Raw genomic sequence first — 20,632 nt, forward strand, 5'->3', positions numbered from 1 at the left:
CTGGATGGTGAGCTGTTGCGTGCGTACTGCTTTATCGGAGAGCGGGGCGAGGTGCCGCTGTTCCTCGGTAATCCGACAGCCGGTGAGGTCGAGTTGGGTATCGGCATACGCGGTATGGAGCCCGGGTGGGAACACTGGTCGGACGAGGAATGGGCGGCCTGGTACGCCACGACGCCGTCCGAGTCCGACGTGATGGCGATGGCCGGTCGCTGGAGCATCGATCCCACCACGATCAACGATGCCGCCGTGGCCACTGCTGGCATTCACGGGCTACCACCATCGGCCTCCGGCGAGTGCGGGCATCGCCCTACCTCCCATTGGCTATGACCGGGTAGCTTCGGCGCCGCGCCCGGTTGCTAGGCGTGGCGCCCGACCCGCGGCAGAAGAGTGGTCCGTCAGAACCCCATGCAACTTTGATCTACCGCTTCTTATGGCCACCGAGTTGATAAAGCGCAAGGTCGATCGAGGTGGACCGTGTTCCCGAGCAAACCGACCTCGACCTGTTAATCCCGATGGCCGCACGGACGGCGAACGCGAGTTGAAGCAGTGCGTCCATTTGCGCGGCGGCGGCCCGCGTCCTGCCTTGACCCTGCCAACGCAGCGCCTCAGCCTGACCGCCGCCAGCCTCTTCAACCTGCGCCGCAGACCGCCCACGGCCGTCCTGGCTATCCCGGCTGGACGCAAGGGTCGGTGACCGGGTAGCTCGGGCTCTGCGCCGTGCGGCCGTCCACAGCCGTCGCCCGCACCGACCAGGTCAGCGCCGGCGCGCGTAACTGCCAGACGGTCACCCGCGCGGCCGATCCGTCCACAGTCAGGGCCCGGGCCGACGTCCTGCCCCCGGTGGGTGTCCAGCGAACCTCGGCGCCGCCGAGTGCGGCACTGCCGGTGGCCTGCACTACGAGGCTGTACATGTCCAAGCCGCACCGCACGTGAGCGGTGGCGGAGACCGTGAACGGCGCGGCGATCTGCGTCGCGGCCGTCGGCCGGGGCGCGGTCGGAGGTCTGGTCGGTGCCACGGTCGGTGCCGGTGCGGCGCCACCGGGCACGACAGCCCTGGTCGCATCGGCCCGGGTGGCGCCGGCGCCATCCGCCGGCACGATCCCGGTTCCGGACGTCGGACCGGCGGCAGCGGTCGGTGGCGGATCGGCAGCCAGCGTGCCGGCTCCCGTGGCCGCGGCGGACGGCGGCGCGGAGGCGGGTGCCACCTTGCCGGCCGGTGATCCGAGCGTCTCGGACGCCGGTTTGCCGGATCCGTCCGGCGCGGCGGTCGAGCGTTCCGATAGCAGTGCCCAGGTGCCGAACGCGGCGAGAAGGGTCAACAGGGCTGCCGCCCCGGCCAGCCGCCGACGGCGCCGGTCGCGCTTCGCCGACGAGGTCGCCCATACTGGGTGCGCCGCACCACGCGGCACCGCCGCACCGTCCGAGGCCCCCACCACATCTTCCGGCACGACCGCCGCACCTTCCGCGGCCACCGCCCCGCCGTCCGTCGGCGTGGGCCCCTCGCCCGCACCAGCCGCCGGCCCGGCGACTCCCGACCCGGATGGTTCGTCGGCTACCGGCGCCCGCTCGGTCGCCGGGCCAGCGTTTCCCGACCCGGATGGTTCGTCGACCGCCAGCGCTTGGTCGGCCGCCGGGCCGGCCGTGACCGTACCCGCCGGATCGGCCAGGACATCGGTCGCGTAGACCTCTGCCAGTCTCGGCCACACCGTGTCGGCGACGACCAGGAAGGCCGGTGCCGTGTACGCCGACAGCAGGGCGGCAGGGCTGAGGTGTTCCCGCCGGAGCAGCCCACACACCGTGCAGCCGTCGATGTGCCGCGAGACCCGCTTGCGCAGGGTCGGGGTGAGCCGGCCCTGCCAGCCGTCGATCAGGCCGGCGAGGGTCGGACAGTCCCGGGCTCCGGTGCGGGCCACCAGCAGCGCCCCCAGCGCTCGTTCGAGTTGCGAACGGGCGCGCGACAGGCGGGCGTGCGCGTGGTTGGCGGGCACCCCGAGGGCCGCGCCGATGTCGACGGTCGACAGGTCGTGGCGGATGGCCAGGTGGACCACCTCCCGGTCGCCCGGGTTCAGCGCGGCGACCGCGGTGTGCACCAGCGCGCGTACCTGCTCGGCGTTGACGCCCGTGGCCGGGTCGGCGGCTTCGGCCACCGGCTCGCCGGCCTCGTCCAGCGGCAGGGAGCGGGACCGCTCCCGGAGCTGCCGGAGACATTCGTTGCGCACGATCGCGTACAGCCAGGAGCGTAGCCGATCGGGCTCCCGAAGCTGGCCGATGCGCTGGCTGGCCGTGAGGAATGCGTCGTGGACGGCGTCTGCGGCGGCCTCCGGCTCGCGCACCATCGTCCGGGCGTACGTGTAAAGCCGGTCGGCGTACCGCCGGTACATGCCCTCCAACCCGGCCCGCTCACCGCGGCGCACCGCCTCGACCAGTGCGGTGTCGTCGCGCGCCGCCGTGTCCATCCGTGTCTCCCGCTGCTCGTCGACCGGTCAATTAGAACCGCAGAACTTTTTTCTTCGAGCTTTCTGTTGGCATCCCGACCCGACGGCGCTCCTACCGATGTCAATCGCAACCGAACAGCCTCAATTAAGGAAGACACCATGCGAAACGGATCGAACCGGAACCCGTGGTCGCGTCGGACGGCCGCCGCCGGCGGGGCCGCGCTGAGCGCGCTCGTGCTCGGCCAACTGGCCCTCACCGGACCGGTGGCGGCGGTCCCCGGCCTGAGCATCAAGACGACGACCGGCCCCAGCAACAGCGTCGCGAAGTCGCAGAGCGCGACCTGCCCGGCCGGTACCAAGGTCATCGGCGGTGGCGGCGCCATCACCGGCTCCGGCCTCGGTCAGGTCGGCATGGACATCATGCGGCCGCTGATCGGCGGGGACGCGTACTCGGTGACCGGCCGGGAGGACGAGAACGGCGTCGCCGGCAACTGGGCGGTCACGGCGAGCGCGGTGTGCGCCACGCCGCCCGCGGGCCTGGTGACCGTGTCCGGCAGCTCGACGCCCAGCTTCGGCACGTCGAACTGGTTCGAGAAGTCCTGCCCGACCGGCAAGCACGCCATCGGGGTCGGTGGCGCGGTCGTCGGGGCGTCGAACAGCGAAGTTGTCCTCGAGGATCTGCGCATCAACCAGAACAGCGTCGTGGTGGCAGGGGCCGAGGACGGCACCGGCTTCAGCGGCACCTGGTGGCTGGACGCCACCGCGATCTGCGCCGACCCGCTGCCCGGCGAGCAGCGTGTGATCAACGACAGCGTCTACAGTTCCGCCTCCATCCAGTCGGTCACCGCCACCTGCCCCCCGGGCACGCGCGTGCACGGGGTGGGCGGCGAGATTCTCGGCGGCGATGGCCAGGTGCGCCTGACCGAGATGCGGGCCACGACCTCGACCGTCGTCACCGTCCGCGCCATGGAGGACGAGGACGGCTTCGGCAGCAACTGGAAGGTCCGCGCGTACGCCGTCTGCGCGAACTGACCCGGCCGGTACCCGTGGTCCCGCGCCGGCCGCCCGGCGCGGGACCGGGGGGCCGCCGGGCTGCTTGGTGAACGACCAACCGGAACGGGTCGCCGGTCATCCGGCGGCCCGTCCGCGTGCTGGTCGGTGTTTGGCGCGGTAGCTTTCGTGCATCCCGCCGATGCAGTCATGAATGGCAGCGATGCCGCAACGCTCGTTGGTATGTTGCCGACCATAAAGTCGCGGGCCTCGGCATCGATGGTGTCGGTCTTGCCGCGGCGGCGCCCGGTGGGCCTTGTCCAGCTGGTTGACCTCGATGACTGTCGGCGGCCAGTGAAAGATCCCCATAGGCCGCCAATTACCGCCCCGCTGATGGCCGGGGTTCTCCCCGTGGATGGCCAGTTATCTCCCCGCTGATCATGACGAGACGCTGGTCGGCGAGGGTCGGCGGCGTGAAACGCGGCAGGGAGATCGTGGAAATCTTGGAGGCGTACGACCTCACGGGCAGTTACCGTCCGGCAGCCGAGTTGGCCGGGTGTGACCACCACACCGTGGCCCGGTATGTGAAGTTGCGGGCCGAGGGGCGCAGCCCGGAGGGGCGGACCCAGCGGGCCCGGCCGATCGACGAGTTCATGGACAAGATCGAGGAGTTGGTGGCCCGCTCGGGCGGCCGGGTCCGCGCCGATGTGGTGCACCGGCGGATCACCGCGATGGGCTTCGCCGGCGGGGAACGCACCACCCGCCGGGCCGTCGCCGCGGTGAAGAAGTCCTGGCAGGCCGGGCAGCGGCGGGTGTTCCGCCCGTGGATCCCGGAGCCGGGGCTGTGGCTGCAGTTCGACTGGGGCGAAGGGCCCACGCATCGGCGGCCGGCGCACGACGTTGTGGCGCGCGTGGCTGCCCTGGTCGAGGTTCCGGATGGTGATCCCGGTGCTGGACAAGACCCTGCCGACGGTCGTGGCCCGCCTGGACGCCACCCTGCGACGGTTCGGCGGGGTGCCGGCCTACGTGCTGACCGACAACGAGAAGACGATCACGGTGGAGCACGTCGCGGACATCGTCGTCAGAAATCCGGAGATCGTGCAGGTGGCCCGGCATTACGGGATGACGATCCGCACCTGCGTGCCGGCGGACCCACAGTCCAAGGGCGGCGCCGAGAACACCGTGAAGATCGCCAAGGCGGACCTGGTGCCCACCAGCGCGAACCTGCTCGGCCAGTACCGCACGTTCGCCGAGCTGGAGGCGGCCTGCCGCGACTTCACCGACGAGGTCAACGCCCGAATCCACCGCGACACCCGACGCCGCGGTCCATGGGCCGCTGGCGCCACAGGCGTCTGCTGCGGGTGATCCGCTGGGCGGAGGTTCGCCGCCGGTGATCCCGGTGACCAGCAGGAGGGTCTGTGGATCTAACGGCTCTGTCTCACATTCGACACACTCCCACGGCTTTGCACCAAAGTACCGAAGGTCGGATGGCCGTGAGGGGGCCTACCTTCCCGGCAACCAGACCGAGGGAGGTTGCGCGGCGCTGATGCGCCGTTACGCCCTATGCTTTGAGGGTCCGCACACGCAGTGGCCGTCGGGGCGACAAGGGGGAGCGGGAAACTTCCGGGACGGTCAGCTCAGGACGGACCAGTATCGCCTTCTGCAGGCTGTATACGAGCACTTCCGTTGCCACGGGTACCTGGCCGACCTTCGACGAGATTGACCGGCAGCTCGATCGCGGGCGGCGGCCGCTCGACGCCGGGAAGCTCGCGCGGTCCGCCAGTTGAACACATGACCAGCGACCCGGCTGCTTGCCGTGGCGGCACCTCGCCGATCACGACGCCTGAGCCGCCGTCCCTGGCCGTCCACACCTGCGCAGGATTCCGCCGTCCTGTCGCCGCAACGTGCGACGCGGTCGCGCGTACGCCGGCACTCGCCGTCCGGACTGCCGTGGCGGCGGCCGAATCATCGGTCCCGGTCGTCCGGTGCTGGCGGGGATTCCACCATCCCGGCGAGAAGCGTGGCCAGCGGCACGGTGGCGAATCCGACCCGGGCGTCGCTGGCCCCGTATGGCAGCCACAGCTCGCCGTCGTGGATGAGGCCGCCGCAGGAGTAGACGACGTTGGGGACGTATCCGTCGCGGTCGGCGTTGTCGGGTGTCAGGAGTGCGCCGGGGAGCCGCGCGACGACTCGTTCCGGTCGATGCAGGTCGAGCAGGAGCGCGCCGATGGCGTACCGGCGCATCGGGCCGACCCCGTGGGTGAGTACGAGCCAGCCGGCATCGGTTTCGATGGGCGATCCGCAGTTGCCGACCTGGATCAGTTCCCAGCTGTCGCGGGGGCCGTGCAGGGGCAGCGGATCCTGCCATCGGTTCTCGGCGTCGAGGCAGGTCAGGCCGATGGTCTCGCCGTCGGCGCGGCACAGGGCGAGGTGCCGGCCGCCGATGGTACGGGGAAACAGTGCGACGCCCTTGTTGCGGACGCCCGGCCCGCGCATCGGGGTGATCTCGAAGCGGCGCAGGTCGCCGCTGGCTAGCATGCGGGTGGCGATGCGACGTCCGTCGTAGGCGGTGTAGGTGGCCCGGTACACCGGTCCGGACTCGTCGAGGAACCGGACGAACCGGGCGTCCTCCATGCCGTTGCTCTCTGCCGGGGTGGCCGGCCAGAGCACCCGTTGGTGCAGGGCGGTGTCGGCGGGGAAGGTCGTGGCGTAGCTGGCGGCGTTGGTGCGGCGCAGGTGTTCGAGGGTGCTCCCTCCGGTGCTGCGGTAGAGCAGGTCCGGTGGCAGGTCGCCGAGCACCCGCTCGAAGGTGGCCTCGTCGTAGCGTTCGGGCAGGGCGTCCAGCACGGTGGCGGTGATCTCGTTGTCGCAGTCCACCTCGGTCAGGCCGGCGGCGAGGAGGTCCCGACGGTGCCGTACGCCGGCCCGCTGCCCGACGACCAGCGGGCCGGTACGGTCGGCGACGGTGAGTCGGCGCTCGGGTCCGATGACCGCGGTGGCGAACCCGATGGACGACAGGTGGCCCTCGCCGATCTGGCGCAGGCTGACCGCGACGCGCAGTTGCTTGCTGCCCAGGCCGGTCTGGTCGGGGTGGGCCACCATCGACGGGTTGCACAGCGCGGCCGCCTCGACGGCGTATTCGTGGCTGAAGTAGGCGCCGATCAGGAGGCGGGTGGTGGGGGACAGGTCCCGGGTTCGCGCGGCCCGGTGTCGGACCAGGTCGTGGTGGTGGTGGAAGGTGCCGTCCAGGTCGCGGTGCCGGACGCCGAAGCGGCGGAACGTGTCCCTCAGCAGCCTGCCCGTCTCCTCGTCGTCGAGGTGCGCGACACGGTCGATGAGCGCCCCCGCGCGGGTGCGTACCACAGCCGCGTCCTCACCTGGAACGAAGAGCTTGACGATGACCCGGCCCGGATCCGGGGCGAGGGTGACACCGTGCCGGACGGCTAGGGTGCCGGTCACGACCACCGCCGGGCGTGCTGCAGCGTGGAGATGAGCGCGAGGGTGGACTCGGCGCCCTGATTGAGGTTGGGGCCGTGCGGGGTCAGGCCGTCGTAGCCGCCGCCGGTCGCCGGATCCCACATCCGCGTGCCGATGTCATTGTCGCCGAGAAACCAGCCGACCGCCTGCTCTACTCCGGCCTCCCAGCCGGGGTCGCCGGTGATCGTGGCGGCCGTCGCGCAGGCGTCGGCGAAGGCGGCGACCTCGATGGGCTGCTGGTCGTGGCGGAGCCGCGCCGCGCCGCATGCCCACCCGGCGGCCGGCACGACCGACAGCCGTCCCCTGCGTTGTTGTACGTCGCGCAGCCAGTTCAGCATCCGCAGCCCGTCGTCGAGCGGTGGGCCGTCGTGGCGGAGCTGGCTGGCGGCGATGACGACCTCGGCGAGGGCCGCGCTGGCGTAGGTCAGCCGCTCCTGCGGCCAGGGCCACTGCGGGTCGGGTCCGGGGGCGCCGATCGTGGTGGCCGCGTCGGCCAGCAGCGCGGCTGCGGCGGCGTGGGCCGGGTGGCGGCGCAGTACCTCGGCGGCGCCGAGTCCGGCGAAGGCCATCGCGTGCGGGGCCCGGGAGCGCCGGGTGGCGCCCCGGCTGAAGGCGACGAGCGCCTCCTCCCGGATCCAGGCGGCGGGACTGCGGGCGGCGGCGGTGCCCAGCCCCCACAGTGCCCGGCCCCACCAGTCGCCGAGGCCGGGCTGGTCGGTCCAGCGCCGGTCGTGACCGAGCCGGTTGCGGAAGGCGCCGGCGGCGTCCTGCGCGTGGGTCAGGAAGGCGAGGTAGCGCTCCGCGAGCCGGAGCACCTCCTCGGTCGGCTCCGGCTGGCGGCTGGTGACGACCAGGCCGCGCGCGACATCGTCGGTGCAGTAGCCGTGCTCGCGGCGGACGATGGCGTGCCGGGCGTGTTCGAACAGGCCGGTGTCGTCGCTCAACCGGCTCAGGTGCGCGAAGCTCGGTCGGGGCACCGGCTGCCGGAGGCCGCTGTCCGGCATGCTGGGTCGGCCGGTGGTCGCGGTCACGCCGACACCGCGCCGACCACGGAGGCGCGGGTGGCGATGAGCCGCTCGGCGAGGCTGCCGTAGCGGGCCGCCACGACCGGCCAGCGCAGGTCCGCGGCCAGTGGCCGGATGCGGCCGGCCAGCCGGGCGGCCAGGCCCGGTTCGGTGAGGATCCGTCGGATGGCGGCGGCCAGCGCCGCCGAGTCCCGATGGGGTACGACCAGACCGGGGCCGCCGGTGAGCAGTTCGACGGCGTGCGGGAACGCGGTGGCCACCACGGGTATCCCGGCGGCCACCGCCTCGATGAGCACCCCGGAGGTGACCTGCTCGCGGGAGTCATAGGGCAGCACGACCACGTCGGCGGAGCGGATCAACCGGCCGAGGGTGGGCCGGTCGTGGTAGACGTTCTGGTAGTCGATGGCGTGCGCGACGCCCAGCTGCGCGCCGAGGCGGTGCAGTCCCGCCCGGTACGCCTCCCCCTGGTGCGCGACCACCTTCGGGTGGGTCCGGCCCGCGAGGGTGTAAGTGGGGGTCGGGTCGAGGTCCTGCAACCGCGCGAGCGCCCGTAGCGACCATTCGACGCCCTTGCCGGGGCCGAGCAGCCCCCAGGTCAGCAGATGCGGGCGGGTACGGCGATCGGCGGGTACGCCCACGTGCTCGGCGACACCGTGCGGGATGACCGTGACCTTGTCCGGGGGCACGGTGTAGCCGACGAGTAGCCGGTCGCGGGCGGTGTCGGTCATCGTGACGACCGCCCCGGCGACGGCGACGATCTGCTCGAGCAGGGACTTCTGCCGGGCGGTGGGCTGGCGGAGCACGGTGTGCAGGACGACGATGCTCGGCACGGTGAGCCGGCGCAGCAACGGCAGGATGTCCTCGCCGTCGGCGCCCGGGTAGATGCCGTATTCGTGCTGGACGACGGCGACGTCGAAGGTGTTCAGGGCGGCGGCGGCGTCCCGCCATCCGACCGGGGTGCGCGTCGACCAGGTGTGCACGACCTCGGGTCCGGTCCGCTGGTCGTCGCCGTTCTCGCTGACCCGCACGATGCCGCCATGGGTGCCGTCGGCGCTCAGGTGGGCGGCGAGGGCCGAGTTGAAGGTGGCCAGTCCGCACCGGGTCGGCGGGTGGGTGCTGAGAAATCCGTAGCGGGGCATGGATTATGGGGCCTTCCGGTTGTCGACCATCGCCTGAGTACAGCGGCGGTCTCACGCGGTGACGGCGCACGCCGGCCAGCGTGTGTGGCCGGCGGAACGGATTCGAGGGCGGGCCGTTGCAAAGTCAGCAATCGACGGTCGCCCGGCGGGTTCAGCGGTGCGCGAGGTGGTCGTAGACGGACAGGTAGTCGGTGACCATCCGGTCCGCGCCGAAACGCTGCCGGGCCCGCTCCCGGCAGCCGGCCCGGTCGAGCCCGGCGGCCTCGGCGACCGCGTCGACGGCCTGCTCGACCGTGTGCGCGAGAAACCCCGTCACCCCCTCGTCGACGACCTCCGGCATGGACCCGCGCGCATACGCGACGACCGGCGTGCCACAGACCATCGACTCCACCACCGACAGTCCGAACGGCTCGTCGAAGGCGATCGGGTGCAGCAGGGCGGTACTGGCGCCCAGCACCTCCGCGCGCCGTCGAGGGCCGACGGACCCGAGGAAGATGACCTGCTCACCGTCGATGTGTGGGGCCACCTGTTCGGCGAAGTACCGCTCGTCCTGAACGATGCCGCAGATAGTCAGGGGCCGGCCGGCGCGGCGGGCGATCTCGACGGCGGTGTGGGTGCCCTTGTCGGGATGGATCCGGCCGAACGCGGCCAGTCCGGGGCCGGCGTCGCGGGTGAACGGCAGCCCGGTGAGGTCGACGCCGTGGTGCACCGTGGCGATGTAGTCGAGCTCGGTGCTCCGGTCGGCGTCGGAGATCGACACGTAGGACGAGCGGGCCCGGGCGTACGCGGGGAGGATCCCCGCGCCGGAGAAGCCGTGGACGGTGGTGAGCAGTGGGGCGCGGCAGTGTTCGGCAAAGGCCAGCGGCAGCCAGTCGAGGTGGCTGTGCACCAGGTCGAACTGCCCGGAGCGGGCCATCGCGTGGGAGACGTGCATCGCCTCCCACACCCGGCCGTCCATGTCCGGATCGTCGGCGTACCCCCGTGGGGACACGCCGTCGAGGGCGGCGGTGGTGACGGAGTCCAGCGTCGCGAAGAGGGTCACGTCCACGCCACGGGTGACCAGCCCTTCGGCGAGCAGGCCGGTCACCTGCTCCCAGGGGCCGTAGTGGTGTGGTGGTGTTCGCCAGGCCACCGGTCCGAGCAGGGCGACCCTCACGGGGACGGCGCGTCGGCGAGGTCGGCCGGATCCAGACGCAGGGTGGCGAGCAGCCCGACGTGCTCCTGGAGGTCCACCCGCTCTGGTAGTTCGCGCTCGACCCAGTCGGCCCTGACCTGCTGGCCGCGGTCGCGAAGAACGCTGACGATCCGGTGCCTGGCAATCCTCATCGAATACTCCTCGTAATGCCGTCCGCAACGGTCATGCTCGCGGACGGCGGTGTGGACGCGCCGGTCGAATCCCACCACCGGCCGTCGGGGTGACAGTGAGTGACCTGTCGGTTGCCGGGGGTCGGAAGCGGAACGCCGACCGCACTGCCCGTGCGGCATGAACGGCGTGACCGAACGCCGGTCCGGACGGCGAGTACGCAGACGAGGGCTCCGACGGTTCGTCCTGGTGTGGTCATCCGACAGAGGTCGGCTGGGAGGCGCGTTCCTGTGAACGTCCGATCTCCGCCTCGGCTTCGGTCCAGCCCGCCCAGATCCCGTGTTCGACGTCGACGCTCTTGCTCGGCTCCAGGTCCTTGTACACGTCGAAGAAGTGTTGGATCTCCCGCCTGTGGAAGGGCTCCAGATCCGTGATGTCGCCCAGGTACGCGAGGCGGGGGTCAGCTGTGGGAACGCACAGCACCTTCGGGTCGGGCCCCTTCTCGTCCTGCATCCGGGACATGCCGATGGCCCGGCATCGGATGAGGCAGCCGGGAAAGGTCGGCTCCTGTACCAGCACCAGCGCGTCAAGGGGGTCGGTGTCTTCGCCGAGGGTGTGTTCGATGAAGCCGTAGTCGGCCGGGTACTGGGTAGCGGTGAACAGGGTGCGGTCCAGCCGGATGCGGCCGGTCTGGCGATCCATTTCGTATTTGTTGCGTGTTCCCTTGGGGATCTCGATGGTGACGTCGAACTCCATGCGGTTGCTCCGCTCTTCGGACCTTCAGTCGGTGACCGGCCGTCGGTCTGGTCGGTGATGAACACGGCAATCTCGCTGCCGGGTGCGTGTCGAACACCGACAACGACACGACCGGTCGGTAGCGGTGGCGGCTGGCTCGGCGAGGCAAACGCAGGCACCTCGACAACAGATGAGTGGAGTCGGCCGCGTCCGGCGTCCCGATGTCCTTCCCCGATTGTTGCCTCTTTCGCGTCTGGTGGACCGCGGTCAGTGATGGCTCCGGGACCTCGAACCGAGGTCCCGGACCCGCGCCCCCGGCCCGGGCCGGTTGGAGCTGTCAGTTCCGGGCCGGCGCTGTGGGTTGTCGATCGGGTCGGAGGTGCCCGCCTTCGGTCTCCCAGACAGCGACATCGTCGCCGTCTCGTACCGCTGCTGGCGAGCGAGGGCCGGGCGGTACAGGCAGCGCACCGGCGGCGCGGGTGGTGTTGGTGGGGCGGGAAGCCGCGAGCATGGCCGCCGTCGCCACGGCGTCCGCAGTCTCCGGCGCTATCACGACCAGGTCGATCCGCAGATCCTGCCGGCCCGTGATGATCACCACCTCGGCGTCTAGGCTGGTAAACCAGCCCACCCGCACCACGGCGCCGTCGACTCCGATCCGGTACGGGTGCCTGTCCCAGGCCGTGGGCTGCAGCATGATCCGTTCGATCACGCCGCCCCGCTGGGCGCTAAGCGCGGTGACCAGGCTGCACAGTTCGACGACCGGGTCGCGCGAGGTCGGCCACCAACCGCCGTCGCGGATCGCGCGTCTGGACGGCGAGGGGGTCAGCCGCAGGCGTGCCGTTGGCGGCTTACGGGTGCAGACCCACGTCATGCGCTGCTCGGCAGAGCGGATCATGGGTTCCGTTCCTCGGGTACGTCGGCGCGCGGGTCGGTGGCGCGCGGGTCGGTGGCGGCGCGGTCTGGACGGGTGATGGTGGTGGAGGGGGTGCGGCGCCCATGGTTGAACAACCGCAGTTGGATGATGCGCCGCATGGTGGCGTGCACGGTCACCAGCAGCACTCCGAACACCACGGCGAGCAGCAGCGCGACTCCCACCGGCAGTTGGCCCTGCGCGCCGAACAGGCGCACGTCCATGCGCTGACCGTTCTGCAGGATGAAGACCAGTAGCAGGAGCAGCAGCGCGGACGTCGCGAGCGCGACGTGTGGTCTCCCGGCGCGGGTACGCGGCACAGCGCGGGACCGGCCGTTGATCTCGGGGCCGGACTGCACGGGGGTGGAGCGGGCAAGGCCGAACCTGGCCATCTTGTGGACCTCATTTCGACGGTGGCGCGCGAAGTTCGCGGGCCGACGCCGCCGGGGTCCAGGACGACATCCTCAGCCTACTCCCTGGGCCGGGCTGCTCCGTGCCGCGAGATGTCCGATCCACCGGATTTGCGCAAACACTTCCAGCCGGGACACACGCGGCTGCGATATTCCGACCTCGGTGGCGATCCGCGCTCGGGTCAGGTGGCCGTAGCACCACTGGCGAGAATCCGACGCTCACGTGGCCGGTCAGGCGGACAGGTTGGCTGTCGTTCCTGGCGCGAGTTGCTCGGAGCCGTCGATTATCGCCTGAGCCAGGTCGGACAGCCGCCGATTGTGGCTGCGGGCGCCGTTGCGCAGCAGCGCGAAAGCTTCACCCACGTCCACCTGAAGGCGTTCGGCGAGGACACCCTTGGCCTGCTCGATCAGAACTCGGCTGTTGAGTGCGGCCTGCAGTTGCTCGGCGAGGATGTCTCGGTGCTGGATGGCGCGTTGCTGGAGCAGCCCGATGGTGGCCACGTCCGCCAATGCCTGCCCGATCCGGACCTTGCCTTCGTCGAGGGCGCCCGGGTGGGTGTCGAAGAGGTTCAGCGCGCCGATGACCTCGGAACGCAAGCGCATGGGCAGGGCGTGTATCGCGGCGAAGCCGACTTCGGCCGCGGCGGCGGTGAAGCGGGGCCAGCGGTGGCCGGCGGTCCGCAGGTCGATGACCGACACGGGTTGGCCGGTACGGAAGCAGTCCACGCCAGGCCCCTGATCGGTCTGCAGTTGGAACAGCTCCAGCAGCCGGGTGCCTTCGGAGGAGGCCGCCACCACCTGAAGGTTGTCCTGCTGGTCGGTCACCAGCAGCCCGGCCGCCGAGACGCCCAGCAGTTGAACACACCGGTCGGCGAGCACATGCAGGAACTCGATCACGTCGAAGTCGTCGACCAGTGTGTCAGCCAGTTCCACGAACACGTCGGACAGCTGGATCTCGGCCATGTCGATCACCCTCGGAATACGATAGTCCCACTCGGAATGTGCGGCGACGCGGGGCGACCGACCGGTCGCACAATGGGGCCGGGTCCCGGCTTTCCTCCTGCCCCATCGCCAGCTGGGCCGGGGAGTCGAACCGCGGGCGCTGGGTCACCACGTCGTCAGTGTCGGCCTGGGCCGGCCAGTTCTGCGCGGTGTCCGGAAAGCCGGGGAAGTTCAGCACTGATTCGGGTAGCAGACTGACGGCCCGAATCGCGCCGCCACGGACGGCCGCCTCCGTCGAGCAGATCAACGAGGTATGCGAGCACGCCGCCGGCACCGACGGCGCGCACGGTACGCGCCCAGTAGGGCGCGCCTCAGCTCCTGCCAGGTGACATCGCAGCTCAACGCGTGGCGACGCCGGGCGGAGGTGCGGGGGATCCGATGTCGTGCAGGTGGCGCAGTGTTTCGACCCAGGAGCGGCCCAGGGTGGTTTCGTGGTAGTCGATGTCGTGCTCGGCGCAGAACCGCCTGATCAATGGTCGGGCGCGGCGCAGGTTGGGGCACGGCATGCTCGGGAACAGATGGTGTTCGATCTGGTAGTTGAGGCCGCCGAGCACGATGTCGAGGAACATTCGGCCACGGACGTTGCGGGAGGTGAGGGCCTGCCGCCGTAGGTAGTCGAGGTTGTCGTCGGCACCGAGGATGGGCATGCCTTTGTGGTTCGGGGCGAAGGAGCAACCGAGGTAGAGGCCGAGCACGCCCTGGTTGACGAGAATGAACGCGACCGCCTGCGCGGGGCTCAGGACCAGGAACACGGCGGTGAGGTATCCGCCCAGGTGCAGGGCCAACAGTCCGGCTTCGACGGGTCGGCGGGCGATGTGGCGTGGGCCGAGAACGGCCCGCACGCTGTTGGCGTGCAGGTGCATGCCCTCCAGCAGGAGCAGCGGGAAGAACAGGTATGCCTGGTAGCGCATGAGCAGCGCGCTGAGACCACGCCGCCGTCGGGCCTGGCCGGCGGTGAAGGACAGAGGTGCCACGGTGATGTCGGGATCCTTGCCTTCGGTATTGGGGTGGGCGTGGTGCCGGTTGTGCTTGTCCACCCACCAGCCGTAGCTGATCCCGGTCAAGAGGTTGCCGTGCACGATGCCGATCAGGTCATTCGCCCGGCGCGAGTGGGCTATCTGCCGGTGCCCCGCGTCGTGGCCGATGAACCCGGCCTGCGCGAAGGCCACCGCAAGGGCCACCGCGACGCCGAGCTGCCACCACGATTCACCCAACCAGCCGAACAGGGCCCACACTCCGGCGAGGGAACCGACGACGAGGCCGATACGCACTGCGTAGTAGCCTCGCCGCCGCCCGAGTAGACCCGCTGCGCGGACCTGCCGGGAAAGGTCGGCGTAGTCGCTGCCCCGTTGACGGTCGGCGCCGAGGCTGGTGTCGCTCACGACGGATGCTCCGGCTGCTCCTTCTTCATCAGCTTGTCTCAACGGCGGCGGCTTGACCAGCCGCTCAGGTGGGCCATGAGCTGTTGAAGCTTCCCCTGCGTGCCGGGGCTGTCCGCGCCGCGGCGGCCACGCCGCATCAGGCCGCGCCCTCTGGGGCTGTTGAGCAGGCCCTTGAACCGTCGGCTCACCGATTCCGATGTCACGGCGCACTCCCTTCCTGGTCGGCCCTGCGGCGGCTGACTCTCTCGTGCCGTCACGTTCGAGTTTCGATGATCGACCAGCCCGTTGCAGCGGATTGGCCTCAATAGCACCGGAGCATGGGGGCGCCACGGTGGGAGATGTGGGCTTGGCGAACGGTCCGAGCGGATCGCCTTTCACGGGGACGGCGCATCGACGAGGTCGGCCGGATCGAGACGCAGGATGGCGAGCAGCCCGGCCTGCTCCGTGGGGTCCACCCGCTTAGGTAGCTCGCGCTCGACCCAGTCGGCCCCGACCTGCTGGCCTCGTTGGGGACGAATGCTGACGATGCACTGCCTGGCGATCTTCATCGGATGCTCCCTTGTGAGGTCGTCCGGAAGCGTCGTGCTCACGGGCGGCCGTGCGGACGCGCTGGTTGGATCCCACCACCGTTGGGGCGCACGGCAGTCCTGAATGTGTCGCGGCCGGCGGATCGGGCGGCCGGGACGTGGTCGGCGATCAGCCAGCACGACCAGCAGGCTGCCACGATGGGAGTGACGATTGGGCAACACCCGAGCGGGTTGGCGGCGACGGCACGTCGCGACCACCCAGGGAATCGGAGGACACGCTCACCGTACGCCGCGCCGCGCGGATCTGCATCCGCACCGGGCCGGCTTGCACGCGCACGACGAGGCCCCCCGGAAGCGATCGCCGACGTCCCGGGCCTCATCCTCACCAACGGTGGCACCACGAAGGGCCAGGATTCTCGGGCCAGCCCGGAGCGCTGGGCACCACCCAAACCGGTGACAAAACCCCATTCTGCCATATTGATTTTGCTACTGCCGTAAATTCCCCCAGGGCTTGCTCGCCAGCGACTCGGCCGCGCCCCCTACTGCGAAGCTCTCGCCGGTCCTGAAGACCCGGCGTCAGTAGATGGGGACCTGATGACGAGCGACCGCGCGGTAGGGCTGGACCGGGAGGGTGAGGGGCCCCAGCGCGCAACCCTGCTGGAACTGTTCCTCGATCTGGTTTTCGTCGCCGCGCTCGCACTGACGTCACGAAGCCTGGCGCAGCGTCTCGACTGGGTCGGGGCCTTCCAGACCGTGGTGCTGCTGTTGGCGATCTGGTGGGTCTGGTCCGTCACCGCGCTGGTGACCGACCTCTACCACGCGCAGCGGCCCCCCATCTTCCCCATGACGCTCTGGGTCATGTTCGGCACCATCCTGCTTGCAGGCACGCTGCCCACCGCCTTCGCCGACGATGCCCTGCTCTTCGCGGGCGCATACGTGGCGATCCAACTGGGCCGTGGCATCTTCCTCGTCGCCGCACTGCATCGTCACGCGGCGCGAGTACACGCCACCCGGTTCATCTTCTGGTTCGCCGTGTCCGCCGTACTCTGGCTCGCCGGCGGTCTCGTCGCAGGCCCCACCCGGGGCCTGCTGTGGGTCGCGGCGCTCGCCATCGACTACGGATCAGCCTGGCTCCGCTACCCCACGCCCCGGCTCGGACGGATACCCACATCCCAGTACACGGTGGCAGCCGACCACCTCGCGGAGCGCTACCAGCAATTCTTCACCCTCGCCCTCGGCGATCTCATCCTCCTCACCACCCTGGCCTACGCCGACAACGACACGACACTCGACCGCACAGCGGCGCTCCTGCTCGCCTTCGCCGCCACCGTGCTGCTGTGGCAGATCTACGTCCACCGCGCCGGGGCCTTATTCCAGGCCACCATCGAGTCCTCCCGAGATCCGGGTGGATTCGTGCGGTCCACACCCAACACCCACTTGCTCATGGTGGCCGGCGTTGTCGCCGCCTCCGCCGGCTTCGAAGTCGTCATCGCCCAACCCACCGACCACACCACACCCTGGCTGGCCGCCGTCATCCTCGGCGGCCCCGCATTGTTCCTGGCCGGACGAGCCCGCTTCGAGTACGAAGTGTTCAGCCGGGTGTCACCGCCCCGGCTGGTCGCGGTGCTCATCCTGATCGTCGCCAGCCCCGCCCTAATGCTCGCACCCGCACTGGTGGCCGGCCTCACCGCCACACTCGTCCTGGCGGGCGTTGCCATCGCGGACAACATCCGGGCCCGCGGGAACCCACCCGAGCAACCAAACCCCTCCACGTAGCCGTAGGGGGCGCACGACCACTCAACTAACCGGCTCCACTAGAAGGTCAGTCGGCTGTGTCGTTCATGGTGAGGCCGGCGTTCTGGAGCGCTTCCGGCCGGCCCAGCCGATTTTCGGACGTGTGGGGTGGCCTCCACTCTGCGGGTGCCTTCCGTGACGGGACGATCAAGCTCTCGACAAGCCCCTATCTTCCCTGATCGGGAAGCACTTCTACGGATCCAGCCAGAGGCTAGATAGGACGAAACTTCCGGTAAGGCGGCAGTCGACCAAGATGCACTGCTGTCTGCTGGTGTTGCTCGGCGCGGAGCCGTTCGGCCTGGGTTTCGGCTATCCAGCCGGCGACGACGGCCGGGTCGGCGCCTGCGTCCAGTGCCGCTCGGTAGCGGTCGAGTTTCGCGTCGCATTCGGCGACCGTTGGTCCCAGCGGAGTCGCTGGTAGGGCGGCGGGTACGCCGAGGGCGAGTTGATTGAGGATCTTGGCGGCGGTGTGGCGGCGTTGCAGTGGTCCGAACTCGCCGACGAGCCAGGTGTCGGGACCGGAAACCGATACGTTCGGAGCCGGCGTTAGCGCCTTTTGAAGGTTCTGATTCTGTAGACGTTACCCTCGCCGCGCAGGAGCTCTAGGACATGATGAGGCCGGCACCGGCTGACGGGGCGAGGCCGGGCCGCACGGCGCCGGTGGGCGGCCGTGCGGCGCCGGTGGGGGTGGGTCAGGCTCCCAGGGCGCGGAGCTGAGGCAGGGCGGACTTGGCGGTGGGGCGGCTGGTCCTTCTGGTGGCCCAGTCTTCGGCCTGGGTGCGGTTGGGTTCGCGGAGGTTGCCGACGACGGAGTCGGAGATGCCCTTGTCACCGTTGTAGGCGGTGCACTCCCACCACTTTTCGACCGGGTAACCGGGGTCGCGGGCTAGTTTTACCACGCAGTCGGTCGGGGTGAGCTTGGCGACCACCGCTTCGTAGCTGCGGATCTGGTCCTGGATGACGAGGTTGATGCCGTTGGTCAGGCCGGCCTTGGTGCGGGCGGCGATCACTATCGCGAACAGCGACGGCAGCACATGGCCGATATTGTCCACCGCCGTCGGGGTGGTGACGGTGTTGACATACGATGTCGCCAGTGTGGCGCAGCCGGTGGCGTTCTGCGCCCACAGCTGGCGCACGCTGGCGCCCATGTTGTCGATGTCGCTGAACTCGATGGTGTGCTGGCGGGCGCATGCCTGCACATCGGCCGCGGCGATCAGGTCGGTGTGGGCGATGATGTCGTTCTTCGACTGCTCGACGGCGGCGACGATCTGGTCGACGGCCGCCTGCAGCGACGGTGCCCCAGAGCTGCCACCGGCCAGCAGGTGCCCGGCGACCGCCGCCACGAGGCTGGTCCAGTCGAAGAACATTACCCGCATGTCACCGGTGCGGGGCGTGGCCTGGGCCGGTGCGGCGGTCGGTGCCACCGCGACGGCCACCGCCACGCCGGCAGCGATCAGGCAGTTGCGCAGTCTTCTTCTCACAACGCCTCCTACTGTTCCTTCTTGGCGAGGGTTTCCTTGGCTGCCAGCCAGGCGGAGTCCTTGGCAGCCTCGATCTTGTGGGCGGCCTCGTCGGGCGGTCCACTGATCAGGATGCCGCCGCGGACGACTTCGTACTTGGTGACCTCGTTGCCGTTGGCCGCTGTGCAGGTATGTGTGACGATCCTGTCCCGCGGGGTGTTGTCCGGCGCGGGCACATGGGTGCACGTTGGTTCCAGGTCCCTGACGATGTGCTGCATGAACGTGACGTAGTCGGCGTCGGCCCTGGCCATCATGTTGTTCAGCCCGGCGTCCGTGGCGACCGACAGCAGGGTCGAGTAGAGGCTCTGCCCGGCCAGGCCGATCTGGTCCTTAGCCACGCGCGACTGGACCGCGTGGTACTTCTCGAAGGCGTTTGCCGCGTGGCCGGAGAGCGTGGTCGACGGGTACGACTCCCGCCAGAGCTCGTTCTCCCGCAGCACCGTGTAGTCGGCCATGGTGTACGTAAGCCCGCGGAGGTTTGCCATAACGGCGGCTGCCTCGAGGCCGTCGATGTGGTCCCTGACCGCGACATCGGTCGCGCTGATCGCGCCGAGCACCAACTGGACGAACTGCGTGATCTGTTCGGGCGTGAAGCCGCGGGCCTTGAAGGCCTGGTAGGCGAGCAGCGCCAGCTCGGTGACGTTCTTGCTCGCCCCGTCGGCGTTAGCGCGAGCCGGTTGTGCCGCCCCGGATAGCAGCATCGCGAGCGCGACGGCGGACGCCACGATGCCCCGTCTCAGTGTTCTCCTCATGGTCGGGAGTCTTTCGGTCCCGAAGGGCGCGCGTCTTCGTGAACGGTACGCAGGCGGGCGTTGACGTTTGTCAGCCCGCGTAATGGTCCATGGCGAGCGTCCGCGCTACCGTCGCACTCAGCAGCCGCACGCCTGCGGTTGAGCCGGGGTCGATGCCGGTGACCTCCCGCACGCGGCGCAGCCGGTAGTCCAGCGTGCGCGGGTGGATATGCAGCCTGGCTGCGGTGCTCGCACGGTTCATGTCGTTCACGTAGTAGGCGCGCAGGGTCGCCACCAGGTCCGGACCGGTGGCAAGCGCCTTGGCGTAGCTGCGTAGCCAGCCGTCGATCGCCGGCGTGTGCGCCACCGCCATCTCCACGAACAGGTCCTTGATCTCCGGCAGCCGCTCCGGGCGATCCTGCGGCGGTGCCACCCGGCTCGCCTCCCGGGCCCACGCCAGCGTCTCGGCCAGCCCGCCCACCGCGCCCTCTGCTGAGCCGATGCCGCAGGGCTGCCCGATCAGCGCCGTCGCATGGCGTACTCGCTGAAGGATCCTTGCATTCGAATGATTGCCAGGCGTGAGGATGGCAGCCTCGTCGGCGGCGAGCCAGGTCACCGGAAGTCGGTCGGCGGCGAACCCGGCGACCACCTCGGCCTGCGTCTCCGCGGTCACGGGGCGCGCTGTTTTCAAAATCGTGACGTGGTACTGCACGGCAAGGCGCAGATCGGCGACGAAGGGCTCCACAGGCTCGTCGGCCAGCAGCGCCCGAGCCAGGATCTCCAGGCGCGTCGACAACACCCTCGCGGTGCCCACACCGCGGGTATAACCGCGCAGGTAGGCGCTGCGCGCGCGGACGCCCTGGATACCGAGCCAGCCCACGATGCGCAGCAGGTCGGTGACGTCCTCGGGGCGGGTCACATCGTGTACCTCGCGCACCATCATCGCCGTGTGCAGGCCGAGTACCTGCTGCTGCGAGGGTACCGACAGTCCCACCTCGGCCCGCTGGCGGCCAATTGCGCCGATGCCGGCCAGGTCCTCCTCGTTCAGCGGCAGCGAGGCCGCGGCGAGGTCGAGCGACCGGCGCCGGATGAACACCGCGAAGTCGTACATCCCTATGTGGTCCTCGACAGCGGGCGGCATCGCCTGGTACTCGCTGACCTCGTTGGTGAACGTCTCGACCGCGTGCCGCGCGTTGACCTCGACCCGCTCGCGCAGGGCGTTGAACAGGGCACTCATCAATGCGATTCCTCC

At 70.1% G+C, this 20,632-nt stretch carries 18 protein-coding genes and 1 pseudogene; 4 read left to right on the forward strand and 15 right to left on the reverse strand.

Features of this window, described 5'->3' with window-relative positions:
- Positions 1–15 precede the first annotated feature (15 nt).
- Positions 16–327 carry a hypothetical protein gene (locus C1I95_RS35695; protein ID WP_199523611.1) on the forward strand — a complete coding sequence of 104 codons (312 nt, stop codon included), beginning with the start codon at positions 16–18 and terminating at the stop codon, positions 325–327.
- A 338-nt stretch (positions 328–665) separates the two neighbouring features.
- On the opposite strand, the gene C1I95_RS04920 is transcribed toward C1I95_RS35695, so the two are convergent.
- Positions 666–2,456 carry an RNA polymerase sigma factor gene (locus C1I95_RS04920; RefSeq protein WP_111212567.1) on the reverse strand — a complete coding sequence of 597 codons (1,791 nt, stop codon included), beginning with the start codon at positions 2,454–2,456 and terminating at the stop codon, positions 666–668.
- A gap of 66 nt (positions 2,457–2,522) precedes the next feature.
- On the opposite strand from C1I95_RS04920, the gene C1I95_RS04925 reads away from it, so the two are divergent.
- Both C1I95_RS04925 and istA read left to right on the forward strand, forming a co-directional pair.
- Positions 2,523–3,467 carry a hypothetical protein gene (locus tag C1I95_RS04925; RefSeq protein WP_146605631.1) on the forward strand — a complete coding sequence of 315 codons (945 nt, stop codon included), beginning with the start codon at positions 2,523–2,525 and terminating at the stop codon, positions 3,465–3,467.
- Between the two features lie 431 nt (positions 3,468–3,898).
- Positions 3,899–4,748 (forward strand): annotated as a pseudogene (istA, locus tag C1I95_RS04930) (IS21 family transposase); the annotation flags it as partial.
- A gap of 642 nt (positions 4,749–5,390) precedes the next feature.
- Here the strand turns inward: istA and C1I95_RS04935 are convergent.
- From C1I95_RS04935 to C1I95_RS35705, 11 genes are all read right to left on the reverse strand, one after another.
- Entirely contained in the window at positions 5,391–6,884 is a 1,494-nt protein-coding gene (locus C1I95_RS04935) for a glycoside hydrolase family 130 protein (RefSeq protein WP_111212589.1), read from the reverse strand.
- Positions 6,881–7,933: a glycosyltransferase gene (locus C1I95_RS04940; protein ID WP_438941284.1), complete on the reverse strand. Its 1,053-nt coding sequence runs from the start codon at positions 7,931–7,933 to the stop codon at positions 6,881–6,883. Before C1I95_RS04940 ends, C1I95_RS04935 begins: the two co-directional genes overlap by 4 nt.
- Positions 7,930–9,066: a glycosyltransferase gene (locus C1I95_RS04945; protein ID WP_111212569.1), complete on the reverse strand. Its 1,137-nt coding sequence runs from the start codon at positions 9,064–9,066 to the stop codon at positions 7,930–7,932. The genes C1I95_RS04940 and C1I95_RS04945 overlap by 4 nt, the downstream gene beginning before the upstream one ends.
- A gap of 151 nt (positions 9,067–9,217) precedes the next feature.
- On the reverse strand, positions 9,218–10,222 hold the full coding sequence (locus C1I95_RS04950) for a glycosyltransferase family 4 protein (protein WP_111212570.1): 1,005 nt from the start codon (positions 10,220–10,222) through the stop codon (positions 9,218–9,220).
- Positions 10,219–10,392 (reverse strand): hypothetical protein, encoded by a 174-nt coding sequence (locus C1I95_RS35700; protein ID WP_199523612.1) that lies wholly within the window; start codon positions 10,390–10,392, stop codon positions 10,219–10,221. Before C1I95_RS35700 ends, C1I95_RS04950 begins: the two co-directional genes overlap by 4 nt.
- Before the next feature lie 232 nt (positions 10,393–10,624).
- On the reverse strand, positions 10,625–11,125 hold the full coding sequence (locus C1I95_RS04960; protein ID WP_111212572.1) for an inorganic diphosphatase: 501 nt from the start codon (positions 11,123–11,125) through the stop codon (positions 10,625–10,627).
- A gap of 316 nt (positions 11,126–11,441) precedes the next feature.
- Positions 11,442–11,999, reverse strand: coding sequence for a DUF5994 family protein (locus C1I95_RS04965; protein WP_111212573.1), 558 nt, complete (start codon positions 11,997–11,999; stop codon positions 11,442–11,444).
- A complete protein-coding gene (locus C1I95_RS04970; RefSeq protein WP_111212574.1) occupies positions 11,996–12,406 on the reverse strand; it encodes a lipopolysaccharide assembly protein LapA domain-containing protein in 411 nt (136 codons plus the stop codon). Before C1I95_RS04970 ends, C1I95_RS04965 begins: the two co-directional genes overlap by 4 nt.
- A gap of 249 nt (positions 12,407–12,655) precedes the next feature.
- Positions 12,656–13,387 carry a GAF and ANTAR domain-containing protein gene (locus tag C1I95_RS04975; protein ID WP_111212591.1) on the reverse strand — a complete coding sequence of 244 codons (732 nt, stop codon included), beginning with the start codon at positions 13,385–13,387 and terminating at the stop codon, positions 12,656–12,658.
- Between the two features lie 377 nt (positions 13,388–13,764).
- The gene (locus tag C1I95_RS04980) at positions 13,765–14,808 is read right to left on the reverse strand and encodes a fatty acid desaturase family protein (protein WP_111212575.1); all 1,044 of its coding nucleotides are present in this window, start codon (positions 14,806–14,808) and stop codon (positions 13,765–13,767) included.
- Between the two features lie 374 nt (positions 14,809–15,182).
- The gene (locus C1I95_RS35705) at positions 15,183–15,356 is read right to left on the reverse strand and encodes a hypothetical protein (RefSeq protein WP_199523613.1); all 174 of its coding nucleotides are present in this window, start codon (positions 15,354–15,356) and stop codon (positions 15,183–15,185) included.
- Positions 15,357–15,929: 573 nt separating this feature from the next.
- On the opposite strand from C1I95_RS35705, the gene C1I95_RS04985 reads away from it, so the two are divergent.
- On the forward strand, positions 15,930–17,111 hold the full coding sequence (locus tag C1I95_RS04985) for a low temperature requirement protein A (RefSeq protein ID WP_111212576.1): 1,182 nt from the start codon (positions 15,930–15,932) through the stop codon (positions 17,109–17,111).
- 710 nt (positions 17,112–17,821) lie between these two features.
- On the opposite strand, the gene C1I95_RS04990 is transcribed toward C1I95_RS04985, so the two are convergent.
- From C1I95_RS04990 to C1I95_RS05000, 3 genes are all read right to left on the reverse strand, one after another.
- Positions 17,822–18,610: a hypothetical protein gene (locus C1I95_RS04990; protein WP_146605632.1), complete on the reverse strand. Its 789-nt coding sequence runs from the start codon at positions 18,608–18,610 to the stop codon at positions 17,822–17,824.
- 8 nt (positions 18,611–18,618) lie between these two features.
- Positions 18,619–19,374, reverse strand: coding sequence for a hypothetical protein (locus tag C1I95_RS04995; protein WP_111212578.1), 756 nt, complete (start codon positions 19,372–19,374; stop codon positions 18,619–18,621).
- A 97-nt stretch (positions 19,375–19,471) separates the two neighbouring features.
- A complete protein-coding gene (locus C1I95_RS05000) occupies positions 19,472–20,617 on the reverse strand; it encodes a PucR family transcriptional regulator (RefSeq protein WP_158566290.1) in 1,146 nt (381 codons plus the stop codon).
- Positions 20,618–20,632: the final 15 nt, after the last annotated feature.

The sequence above is a fragment of the Micromonospora craterilacus genome, assembly GCF_003236315.1.
In the GTDB taxonomy this organism is placed as follows: domain Bacteria; phylum Actinomycetota; class Actinomycetes; order Mycobacteriales; family Micromonosporaceae; genus Micromonospora; species Micromonospora craterilacus.

Excerpts from the sequence above, each read along its gene's own strand:
- C1I95_RS04985 (WP_111212576.1), top strand. The coding sequence starts at position 15,930 with ATGACGAGCGACCGCGCGGTAGGGCTGGACCGGGAGGGTGAGGGGCCC.
- C1I95_RS04970 (WP_111212574.1), bottom strand. The coding sequence starts at position 12,406 with ATGGCCAGGTTCGGCCTTGCCCGCTCCACCCCCGTGCAGTCCGGCCCC.
- C1I95_RS04965 (WP_111212573.1), bottom strand. The coding sequence starts at position 11,999 with ATGATCCGCTCTGCCGAGCAGCGCATGACGTGGGTCTGCACCCGTAAG.
- C1I95_RS04960 (WP_111212572.1), bottom strand. The coding sequence starts at position 11,125 with ATGGAGTTCGACGTCACCATCGAGATCCCCAAGGGAACACGCAACAAA.
- C1I95_RS04975 (WP_111212591.1), bottom strand. The coding sequence starts at position 13,387 with ATGGCCGAGATCCAGCTGTCCGACGTGTTCGTGGAACTGGCTGACACA.
- C1I95_RS35705 (WP_199523613.1), bottom strand. The coding sequence starts at position 15,356 with ATGAAGATCGCCAGGCAGTGCATCGTCAGCATTCGTCCCCAACGAGGC.
- C1I95_RS04945 (WP_111212569.1), bottom strand. The coding sequence starts at position 9,066 with ATGCCCCGCTACGGATTTCTCAGCACCCACCCGCCGACCCGGTGCGGA.
- C1I95_RS05000 (WP_158566290.1), bottom strand. The coding sequence starts at position 20,617 with ATGAGTGCCCTGTTCAACGCCCTGCGCGAGCGGGTCGAGGTCAACGCG.
- C1I95_RS35700 (WP_199523612.1), bottom strand. The coding sequence starts at position 10,392 with ATGAGGATTGCCAGGCACCGGATCGTCAGCGTTCTTCGCGACCGCGGC.
- C1I95_RS04920 (WP_111212567.1), bottom strand. The coding sequence starts at position 2,456 with ATGGACACGGCGGCGCGCGACGACACCGCACTGGTCGAGGCGGTGCGC.